The organism is Kitasatospora sp. NBC_01287 (assembly GCF_026340565.1).
Taxonomy (GTDB): Bacteria; Actinomycetota; Actinomycetes; order Streptomycetales; family Streptomycetaceae; genus Kitasatospora.
The window spans coordinates 301598-313612 of the sequence record NZ_JAPEPB010000001.1; the positions used below are offsets into that span (position 1 = coordinate 301598).

At 71.8% G+C, this 12015-nt stretch carries 11 protein-coding genes and 1 pseudogene; 5 read left to right on the forward strand and 7 right to left on the reverse strand.

The window, feature by feature from the left end:
- Positions 1-58: 58 nt before the first annotated feature.
- Both OG455_RS00915 and OG455_RS00920 read left to right on the forward strand, forming a co-directional pair.
- Complete coding sequence (locus tag OG455_RS00915) at positions 59-460, forward strand: tautomerase family protein (RefSeq protein ID WP_266289099.1); 402 nt, start codon at positions 59-61, stop codon at positions 458-460.
- Positions 461-568: 108 nt separating this feature from the next.
- Positions 569-1006 (forward strand): nuclear transport factor 2 family protein, encoded by a 438-nt coding sequence (locus OG455_RS00920; protein WP_266289101.1) that lies wholly within the window; start codon positions 569-571, stop codon positions 1004-1006.
- Between the two features lie 125 nt (positions 1007-1131).
- Here OG455_RS00920 and OG455_RS42195 read toward each other — a convergent pair.
- The 5 genes and pseudogenes from OG455_RS42195 to OG455_RS00945 all read right to left on the reverse strand — a co-directional run bounded on the left by OG455_RS42195 (position 1132) and on the right by OG455_RS00945 (position 7242).
- A pseudogene (locus OG455_RS42195) lies at positions 1132-1685 on the reverse strand (tyrosine-protein phosphatase).
- The gene (locus OG455_RS00930) at positions 1601-2575 is read right to left on the reverse strand and encodes a magnesium transporter CorA family protein (protein WP_266289103.1); all 975 of its coding nucleotides are present in this window, start codon (positions 2573-2575) and stop codon (positions 1601-1603) included. The pseudogene OG455_RS42195 and the gene OG455_RS00930 overlap by 85 nt, the downstream one beginning before the upstream one ends.
- A gap of 165 nt (positions 2576-2740) precedes the next feature.
- Positions 2741-4300 (reverse strand): APC family permease, encoded by a 1560-nt coding sequence (locus OG455_RS00935; protein WP_266289105.1) that lies wholly within the window; start codon positions 4298-4300, stop codon positions 2741-2743.
- Between the two features lie 184 nt (positions 4301-4484).
- Positions 4485-5894: an FAD-binding oxidoreductase gene (locus OG455_RS00940; protein WP_266300614.1), complete on the reverse strand. Its 1410-nt coding sequence runs from the start codon at positions 5892-5894 to the stop codon at positions 4485-4487.
- A 115-nt stretch (positions 5895-6009) separates the two neighbouring features.
- A complete protein-coding gene (locus OG455_RS00945) occupies positions 6010-7242 on the reverse strand; it encodes a saccharopine dehydrogenase family protein (RefSeq protein WP_266289107.1) in 1233 nt (410 codons plus the stop codon).
- A 155-nt stretch (positions 7243-7397) separates the two neighbouring features.
- Here OG455_RS00945 and OG455_RS00950 point away from each other — a divergent pair, with 155 nt between their 5' ends.
- Positions 7398-8018, forward strand: a complete 621-nt coding sequence (locus OG455_RS00950; RefSeq protein WP_266289109.1) for a cupin domain-containing protein — start codon at positions 7398-7400, stop codon at positions 8016-8018.
- Between the two features lie 7 nt (positions 8019-8025).
- Here the strand turns inward: OG455_RS00950 and OG455_RS00955 are convergent, their stop codons facing one another.
- Complete coding sequence (locus OG455_RS00955; protein WP_266289111.1) at positions 8026-8217, reverse strand: DivIVA domain-containing protein; 192 nt, start codon at positions 8215-8217, stop codon at positions 8026-8028.
- Positions 8218-8504: 287 nt separating this feature from the next.
- Here OG455_RS00955 and OG455_RS00960 point away from each other — a divergent pair, with 287 nt between their 5' ends.
- Both OG455_RS00960 and OG455_RS00965 read left to right on the forward strand, forming a co-directional pair.
- Positions 8505-10121, forward strand: coding sequence for an MFS transporter (locus OG455_RS00960; RefSeq protein WP_266289112.1), 1617 nt, complete (start codon positions 8505-8507; stop codon positions 10119-10121).
- A 130-nt stretch (positions 10122-10251) separates the two neighbouring features.
- Entirely contained in the window at positions 10252-11394 is a 1143-nt protein-coding gene (locus OG455_RS00965; protein WP_266289113.1) for a Ku protein, read from the forward strand.
- Between the two features lie 43 nt (positions 11395-11437).
- Here the strand turns inward: OG455_RS00965 and OG455_RS00970 are convergent, their stop codons facing one another.
- Positions 11438-11923: a GNAT family N-acetyltransferase gene (locus OG455_RS00970; RefSeq protein WP_266289114.1), complete on the reverse strand. Its 486-nt coding sequence runs from the start codon at positions 11921-11923 to the stop codon at positions 11438-11440.
- Between the last annotated feature and the right edge of the window lie 92 nt (positions 11924-12015).

The following is a 12015-nucleotide window of genomic DNA, read 5'->3' on the forward strand; positions in this document are numbered from 1 at the left end:
AATCGAAGTCAGCTTTGCTACCCTCCTGGCTATCGATTCGAAAGCCAGGAGGACCGACATGCCCATCGTCCGCATCACCCTCAGCGCCGACCGTCCCGCCGAGACCAGGCGCCCCATCGCCGACGCGGTGCACCGCGCCCTGGTCGAGGTGGTGGGCATCCCGGCGGGTGACCGCTTCCAGACCATCGAGGTGCTGCCGCGCGACGCGATGATCTTCGACCCGGAGTACCTCGACGTGGCACGCCAGGACGTCGTCGCCATCCAGATCACGCTCCGCGGCGGCCGCACCCCGGAGGTCAAGCGGCGCCTCTACGCCCACATCGCCGAAGGCGCGGCCGCGGTCGGGGTGCGACCGGAGGACGTGTTCGTGGTCCTCACCGAGAACGGCTCCGCGGACTGGTCGGTGGGCAACGGGAAGGCCCAGCTCCTCGACCTGGAACTGCCCGCCAACCAGAGCTGACCGGGACCTCGACCGAAGAGCACCGTCCGACCCGGAGACAAGCGGGGCGGTCGCCCCGTATAGTTTTACCGGGGCGGCCGACCCGCTTGTCTTCACGAGGAGTGCCCCGTGCCCGCTGCCACCTCACGCGAGGTCGTCGACCGCTTCCTCCGCCTCACCGCCAAGGGGCCGGCCGAGGAAACGGCCGACGTGTTCTCCGAGGACGCCGTCTTCGAGATGCCGTTCCTACCGCCGGGCGCGCCTGCGCAGGAGGCGGGGCGCGAGGCGTTCCGAGCTCATCTCCGAGGAGCCGCCGGGCTTCAGGAGTTCGATTCCGTGGACACCGTCCGCATCCACGAGACGGCCGACCCGGAAGTCGTCGTCGTCGAGCACAGGCTCCACGGCCGGGTCATCGCCACCGGGAAGCGCTTCGCTCTCGACATCGTCATGATCGCCCGGGTTCGCGACGGGCTGATCGTCTGGTCGCGCACCTACTCGAACCCGCTCGACGGCGCGATCGCCTTCGACATGGTCCATGACCTTCTCACCGGGCTGACCGCGGCATAACGCACCAGAGCGCACCAGAGCGCTCCAACGCGCGCGTCGCGCACGGGAGGGGCCCGCCGCCGGACACGGTTCGTGCCTGGCGCGGCATCGTGCGGGCCTGGGGGCTGCCGAACGGCCCGCCTGGCTCAGCTCCGCAGCAGTTGTCCGCGCAGGGCCGCCACCAGCTCGTCGCCGACCCCGAGGCACTCGGTGGCGTAGCCGCGCACCGACCCGTACCGCGCGGTCAGGTCGGCCAGGAAGCGCTCGGGCTCGACCTCCGGGCCCAGGCCCGCCTGGTTGTACGGCCGGTGCTCCACGCTCAGGTTGTGGTACGTCAGCCCCTCCTGGTGCGGGACCCGTCCGCTGCGCTCGATCTCCCAGGGGCACCGCAGGTCGATCACGGTGCGGATCCCCAGGGCGCGGAAGCGCTCCTGGTCCTGGCCCGCAGTTTGCTCAGCGAGTCGGAGCGGAACAGCCGCCCCCAGCGGACCGTTCGGCCGGCGTCGGCCCGGTGGCCGCCCAGGTCACGGAAGTTGTGCAGCCGCTCGAACGCTATGTGTCTCTTCCATACGCAGCACCCTACGTCCGGCACCACCGCGGGGGTCCGGCGCTCGGTCAGATCCAGTCCTTGCGACGGAAACTGACGTAGAGGATGGCGGAGAGCACGATGGTGGCCCCCGTGGAGGCCAGGAATCCCCATTCCTTCCCGAACCCCGGGTAGGGGACGTTCTGCCCGTAGAAGCCGGTGATGGCGGTGGGCACCGCGATGATCGACGCCCAGCTGGTCACCTTCTTCATGATGAGGTTCATCCGGTTGCCCTGGACGGTGAGGTTCGTCTCCATGATCGAGGTGACCATGTCGCGCAGTGACTCGGTCCACTCGGTCGCCCGCAGGACGTGGTCGTAGATGTCCTGGTAGTAGGGCATCAGCGGCTCGTTGACGATGTGCAGGTCCCGGCGGAGCAGGCTGTTGACGACCTCGCGCATCGGCAGCACCACCCGGCGCAGCCGCACCAGGTTCTTGCGCAGTTCGAAGGAGCGGCGCTGGACGGACTCGATCTCCCGGCTGCCCTCCTCGAAGAGCATGTCCTCCAGCTCCTCTATCCGGTCGTCGAGGTCCTGCACGGCGGCGAAGTGGCCGTCGACGATGAAGTCGAGCAGGCCGTGGACCAGGAAGCCGACACCGTGCTTGACCAGGTCCGGGGTGTCGTCCCAGCGGGCGACGACCTGATCGATGTCGAAGCCGGCCTCCTTGCGGACGGTGATCAGCGCGGTGTCGGTGATGAAGACCGAGACCTCGCTGGTGCGCAGCGCACCGGTCTCCGCGTCCGTGGTGATCGCGTAGGCGCTGAGGAAGGAGTGGGTGCGGTAGCGGTCCAGCTTGGGGCGCTGGTGCTCGTTGCGCGCGTCCTCCACGGCCAGCGCGTGCAGGCCGAACTCCTCGCTGATCATCGCGAGCTCGGCGGGGCCGGGAGCGCACAGATCAAGCCAGACCACCGCCGAGGGGTCGGACACGTAGTCGGAGATGTCCTCGACGGGAAAATCCTCGAGCACCAGGTTGCCGCTGCGGTACAGCCGGGTTCTTGCCATGCGGGACAGCGTAGCGAGGGCTGTGTCCGGGTCCGACAGCCCCTCGCCCACCGACCGGAACCAGCCACCGCGGGCGGGCGGTTCGGGCCCGAACCGGCGCCGCCCGGCCCGGGCCCGGCCGGCGCCGACGAGCGGGACCCGGCCGACGCGTCGGCTACGCGTCGGCTACGCGTCCGCGGTGGGCAGGGCGGCCGAGGTCGGGATGACCTCCTTGCGGAAGTACGCCGGCCGCACCGCCGCGTACACGAACATCACCACCACGCCGAGGACCAGCGAGCCCACGCCGATGACCGAGACCCGGCCGACCTCGCCGACCAGGGGCAGGTCGATGCTGCCGGTGCCGTAGGACGGGTCGGCGTAGACGAAGAAGGCGGCGTAGACGAAGAGCCCGAAGAGGACCAGCGCCCCGAGGCCCGGCAGGATGCCCTTGAACCAGAGGTCGCGCGCGCTGCGGGTGAGCACCTTGCGGTAGTACCAGACGCAGGTCAGGCCGGTCAGGCCGTAGTAGAAGGCGATCGCCAGGCCGATCGAGCCGATCGAGTCGGTCAGCACGTTCTGGCTGGCCACGGTGAGCAGGATGTAGAAGGCGATCGAGGCGACGCCCATGCCGACGGTGGACCAGGTCGGCGTCAGGTACCTGCTGTGGATGCGGGCGAAGCGGTCGGGCAGCGCCTTGTGCGCGGCCATCGACAGCGTGGTGCGCGCGGTCGGCAGGATCGAGGTCTGGGTGGAGGCGGCGGAGGAGGTGAGCACCATGAAGATGAGCAGCTTGGCCATGAACCAGCCGATGCCGGTGCTGCCGAACACCTCGTTGCCCAGGCCGGAGAGCACGTCGGCCGCGTTGTCGGGGTTGCCGAGCCCGCTGCCGGTGGTGCCGACTCCCGCGAAGGCCTGCGCCGAGGTGGTGACCACGGCGTAGATCAGCAGCAGCAGGACGGTCGAGATCACGGCCGCCCGGCCGGGGGTGCGGGTGGCGTCCTTGGTCTCCTCGTTGACCGAGACGGCGGTGTCCCAGCCCCAGTAGATGAAGATCGCGGCCAGGATGCCCTTGGTGAACGCGCTCGGCGAGTCGATGGCCAGCGGGTTGAACCAGGAGGCGGCGACGTGGCTGGAGCCCGCGATGCCGTGGCCGGTGTAGACCTTGACCAGGGCGGTCACCGAGAGGACCGCGAGCAGCACCACCTCGATGCTCAGCAGGACCTTCTGCAGGGCCGCGGAGATCTCGATGCCGATGTAGCAGAGCCAGGTCATCAGCACGATCCAGACCACACCGGCCACGGTGGTCCAGGTGGTGCTGGCGGCCAACGAGTCGGCGCCGATCAGGGTGAAGCCGTACTGCCCGGCGATCTGGGCGAGGTTGGCCAGCACGATGACGTCGGCGACGATGATCCCCCAGCCGCCCATCCAGCCGGTGCGCGGGCCGAAGGCCCGGGCGGCCCAGGTGAAGGTGGTGCCGCAGTCGGGGTCGGCCTCGTTCATCTCCTTGTAGCCGTAGGCGATGAGCAGCATCGGGATGAAGGCGAGGATCATGACGATCGGCGACTGCAGGCCGACGCCGGCGATCACGATCCCGAGGGTGGCCGCCAGGCTGTAGGCGGGCGCCGTGGAGGCCAGGCCGATGGCGACGCTGGAGACGAGACCGAGCGAACCGCCCTTGAGGCCCTTCGCCCCGGCGTTCGACTCGGGCGCGGGCAGTGCTTCGGACGGTGCGGGCGTGGTGGGCATGGGAGTCTCCGGGTCTGTGGGGACGCGGGCGGCCGATCGGGGCCGACTGTCGCGGCCAGGGCCTGGAGCGGCCCTGGACCTGCACCGACAGCAAATACCGTATTCAGTTCCACTGAACGCGAGGTTCGGCGAAGCTATCACCGCCTTCGGTCGGCGACAAGGCAACGGCCCGGGCGGCGCGGCGTCAGTGGCGCCCCGAGACGCGGTCGGCGATCCTGGCGATCGGCGAGGTGCTGGTGCGTCCGCCGCGCTCCTGGCGGTCCGCGGTGTGGTACGCCGCGTACATGCCGTGCACGCCGAGCCAGCGCAGCGGCTCCGGTTCCCAGCGGCGCACGCTGTGCCCGACCCAGGGCAGGTCGGTCAGCTCGCTCGCCCCGGCCCCGGCGACCTCCCGCAGCACCAGGTCGCGCAGGGTGCGGGCGGCCAGGTTGGCCGTGCTGACGCCGCTGCCGACGTAGCCGCCGGCCCAGCCGAGGCCGGAGCGGGCGTCCAGCTCGACGGTGGAGCACCAGTCGCGCGGGACGCCGAGCACGCCCGACCAGGCGTGCGCGATGCCCGTGTCGGCCGCCGCCGGGAAGAAGTCGGTGAGGATCGCGCGCAGCCCGTCCACCGTGCGCTGGGCGGTGGTGCCGTCGTGGTCGGTGCGCGAGCCGAAGCGGTAGGGCACGCCGCGGCCGCCGATGGCTATCCGGTCGTCGGCGGTGCGCTGGGCGTACATGTACGCGTGGGCCAGGTCGCCCAGGGTGGCGCGGTCCTGCCAGCCGACCTCCGCCCAGAAGGACGGCGGCAGCGGGTCGGTGACGATCATGGAGGAGTTCATCGGCAGCCAGGTGCGCCGCTGGCCGCGCAGCGCCGCCGTGAAGCCCTCGGTGGCGCGCAGCACGAAGCGGGCCGAGACGGTGCCGTGCGGGGTCACCGCCCGCGCCGGGGCGCCGGCCGCCGCCGGGCGCAGCTCGGTGACCGCCGTCCCCTCGTACACCCGCACGCCCAGCGCCTCGACCGCCTCGGCCAGCCCGCGGGCCAGGCGGGCCGGCTGGATCCGGGCGCCGTGCGGGTTCCAGGTGGCGCCCAGCGTGCCGGCCACGGCCAGCCGCCCGGCCGCCTCGGCGGGCGAGAGCAGCACCTGCTCACGCTGGCCGAAGGCGTGCTCCTCCGCGACGAAGGCGCGCAGCCGCTCCAGCTGCGGGCGGCTGCGGGCCACCTCCAGGACGCCGCCCTTGACGATGTCCGCCTCGATGCCCTCGGCGGCGGCGACCTGGATCACCTCGTCCACCGCGCCGTTCATCGCCCGCTGCATGCGCATCGCGGCGTCCTTGCCGTGGCTGCGGGCGAAGACGCCGCGGCCGGCGAACCCGCCGTAGAGCCAGCCGCCGTTGCGCCCCGAGGCGCCGTAGCCGCAGAAGCGCTGCTCCAGCAGCGCCACCCGCAGGCCGGGGTCGGCCTTCTTGAGGTAGTAGGCCGTCCAGAGCCCGGTGTAGCCGCCGCCGACCACGCAGACGTCCACCTCGGTGGAGCCGTCGAGCGAGGGGCGGGGCCGCGGCAGGCCCAGATCCGAGTACCAGAAGGAGACACCGCCGTTGGCGGTGGCGGGGATGCTCACGGGACCTGCTTCCGAATCTCTTCGTGCTTCTCGTAACTTCTTACCGTTCGCCGGACGGGCCGCCCCCACCGGGCCGGGGCGACCCGCCGCGACGGGCCCTGACGACCGCTCAGGCGCCGGCGCCCGGCCGCTGCTCGCGCAGCCCCCACGGCGAGCCGTACTCGACCAGCAGGTCGAGGAACGGCCGGGGCGCCAGCGCCTCGGGGCCCAGGACCCCGCTGCCGCTCCAGACCCCGCGCGCCAGCAGCTCCAGCGCGATCACCGGGTTGATGGCGGTCTGCCAGACGACGGCCTGCGAGCCGTACTCGCGCATCGTCCACTCGTTGTCGACGACGTGGTAGAGGTACACCTCGCGCGGCACGCCGTCCTTGGTGCCCTTGACCCAGGTGCCCGCGCAGGTCTTGCCGCGCATCCGGTCGCCGAGGGTGGCCGGGTCGGGCAGGCAGGCGGCCACCAGGTCGCGCGGCGAGACCTTGACCGGACCGGCGTCGCTCGCCACCGTGACCGGCTCGGTGCGGTCCAGGCCGAGCGTGCGCAGGGTCCGCAGCACGCCGATGAACTCCTCGCCCAGACCGTACTTGAAGGTGACCCGGCGGGCGTCCACCCAGCGCGGGATCAGCAGCACCTCCTCGTGCTCGACGTTGACGCACTCCACCGGGCCGATGCCCTCGGGGAAGTCGAAGACCTCCGCCTCGGTGAACGGCTCGGTGGTGAACCAGCCGCGGTCCTTCTCGAAGACCACCGGCGGGTTCAGGCACTCCTCGATCGTGGTCCAGATGGAGAAGGAGGGCGCGAAGTCGTAGCCGTCGACCGTCAGGTTGGCGCCGTCCCGCACGCCGATCTCCTCGATCTCGTCGAAGAGCTCGTCGGCGGCGTAACGCGCGAAGACGTCCGACAGGCCCGGCTCGACGCCCATTCCGACCAGGGCGAGCCGCCCGCGCGCGCTCCACTGCGCCTCGCGGGCGAACTGCGCGTCACCGAGCTTGACCCCGGTCAGCTCGTAGGGCCGCTCCGGGTGCGGCGCCGAGAGCGACATCGCCATGTCCAGGTAGTTCGCGCCGGCCGCCAGCGCGGCCTCGAAGAGCGGCGGCACGAAGCGCGGATCGGTGGCGTTCAACAGGACGTCGCACTGGCGCTCGGCGAGCAGGGCCTGGACGGCGCCCTGGTCGGCGGCGTCGACCCGGGCCGCCTCGAACCGGCTGTCCCCCACCGCCGCGACCGCGCGTTCGGCCCGGGCCAGGTCGTAGTCGGCGACCACCAGGCGGTCGAAGAAATCCCTGCGGGCGGCGATCCCCACGACCGCCGAACCCACGCCCCCGGCTCCCACCAACAGGATGCGCATGGGAAGGCCTTTCATCAGTCCATTTAACGTGCATTGAACAAGCTGTTCAGTGAAGCTATCATCGCCGTTCAGTGGTGGCAAGGGAACGCACGGCGGGTCCGGTGGCCCGCCTAGACTTCGTCCGGCAAGCGCTCGACGGTGGAAGGTTGGTGGTCATGGCAGGTTCGCCCGGGGGGAAGAACGCCTCGGCGGCACAGGACGGCGAGTCGCACGTCGGTGCCCGGGTACGTGACTATCGTCGGATGCGCAGGCTGACCCTGCGCGCGCTGGGTGAAGCGGCCGGGGTGAGTCCCAGCTTCCTCAGCCAGCTGGAGAACGGGCGCACCGAAGCGAGCGTCGGCTCACTGCGCCGGATCGCCCTCGCGCTCGGCATCTCGGTCGCCGACCTCTTCGAGACCCGCGCACCCGCGCGCCACCAGGTGCTGCGGCGCGAGGACCGGCCCGAGGTGGGGGTCCAGGCCGGCTCGCGGAAGTACATGATCGCCCAGCCGCCGCTGCAGCACCTGGAGGTCTACAGCGCCGACTTCGAGCCGGGCGCCAGCACCGGCGCCGCCGCCTACACGCACGGGGACGCGCAGGAGATCCTCCTCGTGCTGGACGGCGAGGTCACCCTCGAACTCGACGAGGAGAAGCACGTCCTGCGGACCGGGGACAGCATCGAGTACTCCACCGCCGTGCCGCACCGGCTGGTGAACACGGCCGCTACGGCCACCGAGGTGCTCTGGATCATCAGCCCGCCGACCCCGGACGAGACGACGGGCGCCGAGCAGGCCTGACCGTCGGTCAGGTGCGGTGCGCCGCCAGGAGTTCGGCGATCCTGGCATCCACCTGTTCCGGGGCGTAGCCGCGCCGTACGATCGGGAACGCCGGCACGTCGGCCGGCGCCGCACCCGGCGCGAGCGCCGTCAGGAACGCGTCGACAGCCGCCCGGTCGTAGCCCCGCCGCACCAGGTCGAACCCTCTGAACTCCGCCATTGAGCGGCCCCTCCCTCTCGGCCCCCGTCCACCTGCGCGGGCTGGAACCACCGTACGCCGCGCTGATCCGCGCGCTGACCCGCACCCCATGAACCGCGCCCCCGACCCGCGCCACCGACCCGCACGTCGGCCCCGTGCCGGCGCGAGGCGCGCCGAGCCGTGATTGGCCCGTGCGGATGACATCCACGCGCCGCACCGCCCGTGCCGCACCGGGTGCGGGCAGGGTCGGTTGGTACCCCGGGTCGGCACGCCGCCGACCCGCCGATCCGACCCAAGGAAGTGGCCCGATGGGCTCCCAACCCGCCAGCGGGGCGTCCTCGCCCGCCGCCGCGAGCCAGTCGCTGACACTGGCGGCGATGATGTTCGCCGTCTCGATGACCTTCATCGACCAGACGATCGTCTCCATCGCCGCCCCCAGCATCATTCGCGAGCTGGGCCTCTCCTCGGCCGGCATGCAGTGGGTGGTCAACGCCTACCTGCTCTCGCTGGCCGCCTTCTTCGCCCTCGGCGGACGGCTGGCGGACATCCTCGGCCACAAGCGGATGATGCTGATCGGCACCCTGACCTTCGTCGTCTCCTCGGCCCTGTGCGGCGCGGCGCCCTCCGGCAGCGGGGCGGAGACCTGGCTGATCGTCTTCCGCGCGGTGCAGGGCCTGGGCGCGGCGCTGATGTTCCCCGCCGCGCTCGCGGTGGTCGTCGAGGTGTTCCCGCTGGAGCGGCGCGGCCGGGCGCTGGCCCTCTTCTTCGGAGTGGCCGGCGGGCTGACCGCGATCGGCCCGATCCTGGGCGGCTGGTTGACCAGCTGGACCTGGCGGGCGATCTTCTGGGTCAACGTCCCGGTCGCGATCGTGGCGGTCGTGCTGACCCTGCTGGCCGGGATCCGCAACACCCCGCGCCCCGAGCCGATCGACTGGCGGGGCGCGGCGCTGGTGGCCATCGGCATGGGCCTGAGCGTGCTGGGTCTGCAGCAGGCCTCGACCTGGGGCTGGGACAGCGCGGCGACCTGGCTGTGCATCGGGTTCGGCCTGGTCTTCCTGATCCTGTTCGTGCTGGCCGAGCAGCGCGCCGTCGACCCGCTGATCAAGATGCGGGTCTTCCGTGACCGCGCCTTCGCCGTCGACAACGCCGTGCTCTTCTTCGCCATGATGGCCTTCGTCCCGGTCTTCTTCTTCGCCTCGGTGTACGCGCAGGTCGCGCTCGGCTACAACGCCAACCAGGCCGGCCTGTACCTGCTCGTCTTCTTCGCCGGCTTCGCCCCCGGCTCGCAGCTCGGCGGCCGGATGCTGGACAAGCGCGGGGCCAAGGCACCGATGCTGCTGGGCACCGCACTCGGCGCGGTCGGCTTCGCGTTCTGGGCGGCGAAGATCACCGACCTGTCGCTGGGCGCCCAGTGGTGGTGCATCGTGCTGGGCGGTGCGGGCATCGGGCTGCTGCTCACCCCCGCCTCCACCGACGCCGTCAACCGCGCGATCGGGGCCTCCTACGGCGAGGTCACCGGCATCACCCAGACCATCCGCAACTACTCGGCCAGCCTCAGCCTGGCCGTCCTGGGCACGGTCCTGCTCAACACCACCACCTCGAAGATCACCAGCACCCTGACCCAGCAGGGCCTGCCGTCCGGCGTCGCCCACAGCACCGCCGAGAACATCACCCAGAACCTCACCGGCCACAGCGGCGGCACCGCCCCCAGCGGCACCAGCAGCGGCACCCTGGACGCCATCCGGCTCGACTTCGCCGAGGGAAACCGCTACGTCCTCTACGGCATGGCCGGGGCCCTGGCCGTCGCGTTCCTCTGCGCGCGCCTGCACCCCGGCACCCGGGTCACCCGCGACACGCAGAGCGCCGAGCGGCCGGCCGGGGCGCACCTGGACCCCGGCGGGGCCGAGGGGCCGCGCGGCGCCTGAGCGGAGCGGCCGGGGCGGCCGGGGCGGCCAGGGTGGTCAGGAGGCCTGATCGCCCGGCCGCCCCGGCCGCTTGGATGCGACAAAAGGGGCATATTGGTCATACGCGGGGGCAGAGCAGGAGGTGTCGGCGATGGCCAGACCGGTCTGGACGGGTGTGCTGAGCTTCGGATTGGTGACCGTGCCGATCGCGCTGTACTCGGCCACCGAATCCCACTCCGTGAGCTTCCGGCAGATCGAGCGCGGCACCGCCGACCGGGTGCGCAACAAGCGGGTCAACGAGCGCACCGGCGAGGAGGTCCCGTTCGCCGACATCGTGAAGGGATACGAGGTCGGCGAGGGCGAGTACGTCGTGATCGAACCCGGCGAGCTGGAGCAGCTGTCCCCCGGACGGTCCAAGACCATCGAGATCACCGGTTTCGTCGACCTCGCCCAGGTCGCGCCGATCTACTTCGACACCACCTACTACATCGGCCCCAAGGGCAAGGAGTACGCGAAGGTCTACGCCCTGCTCCAGCGCGCGATGGAGCGCTCGAACCGGGCCGGCCTGGCGCTCTTCTCGATGCGCGGCAAGGAGTACCTGACCGCGGTGAAGGCCGAGGACGGCATCCTCAGCGCCCACACCATGCACTTCGCCGACGAGGTGCGCGACCCGCACCGCGAGGTCGACAACCTGCCCGAAGCCGACCTCGCGGTCTCCGATCGCGAGCTGTCGGCGGCCGAGCAGCTGATCGAGATGCTCGCCGTGGACTGGGTGCCGGAGGACTGGCACGACAGCTACGGCGAGCAGGTCCGCGAACTCGTCCGGGCCAAGGCCGAGGGCCGGGAGATCACGGTCAGCGAGGGTCCGGCCCAGGCCAGCAACGTCGTCGACCTCGTCTCGATCCTGGAGCGCAGCCTGGCCGGCGGCGACCGGGCGAGCGGGGCGGAGCAGGCGAACGCGGCAGGCGGGCCGGACACGGCGGCCGACACCGCCGACGCCGCTGACGCCGCCGGGGCGGGCGGGCGCGCCCCGACGGGCCGCCGCACCCCGAAGTCGGCCGGCGGCACCAAGAACACCTCCAGCCGGGCGGCGGCAGGCACCCCCACCGCCCGCAAGACCACCAGCACGGCCAAGGGCGGGCAGCAGGACCTGGGCGCGCTCACCAAGGCCGAGCTCTACAAGCGGGCCACCGAGCTGGACATCCCGCACCGCTCCACCATGACCCGCGACCAGCTCCAGGACGCCCTGGAGCACACCACCCCGCCCGAGCGCCGCCACCTGCGCAGCGCCTGAGCGGTGCCTGAGCTGCGCCTGAGCCTGAGCCGGCGTCGCCGCCCTACAGCTCCTGCTCCAGCGAGACCGAGTTCGGGGTGAATCCGTGCCGCTCGTAGAAGCGGATCGCGCCGTCGTTGGCCGCGTAGGCGGTCACGGCGATCCGGGCCGCGCCCTGCCGCTTCGCCCAGTCGCGGAAGGCCGCCACCAGCCGGGCACCCACCGCGCGCCGCCGGTGGGCCGGCCGGACGTACATGCTCAGCAGCGTCGCGCTCGCCAGCGGCTTCATCGCCGAGGCGGCGGCCAGCACACCCGCCAGATGCGCCACCACCTCGCCGTCGGCCTCGGCCACCAGCAGCAGCCGGGTCGGATCGGCGATGGTCCCGGCGAACCGCTCGGCACCGTGGGTCCGCGGCCAGTCGATGTTCACGCCCGCCGGATCCCGGGTGCCCGCGTCCTCGGCGAAGAGAGCCGCGCTGCAGTCCACCACGCCGGGGATGTCGGCCGCGACCGCCGGTCGGATGACCGCCTCGTCCTGTCCAATGCTCATGGGTCGTCAGCGTACGGCGAGTTGACCGGGCAGCCGAGCCGTCGATCGCCACGGGCCCGACTGCGGCAGGTCGGCCCGGCGCGTGCCGAGCA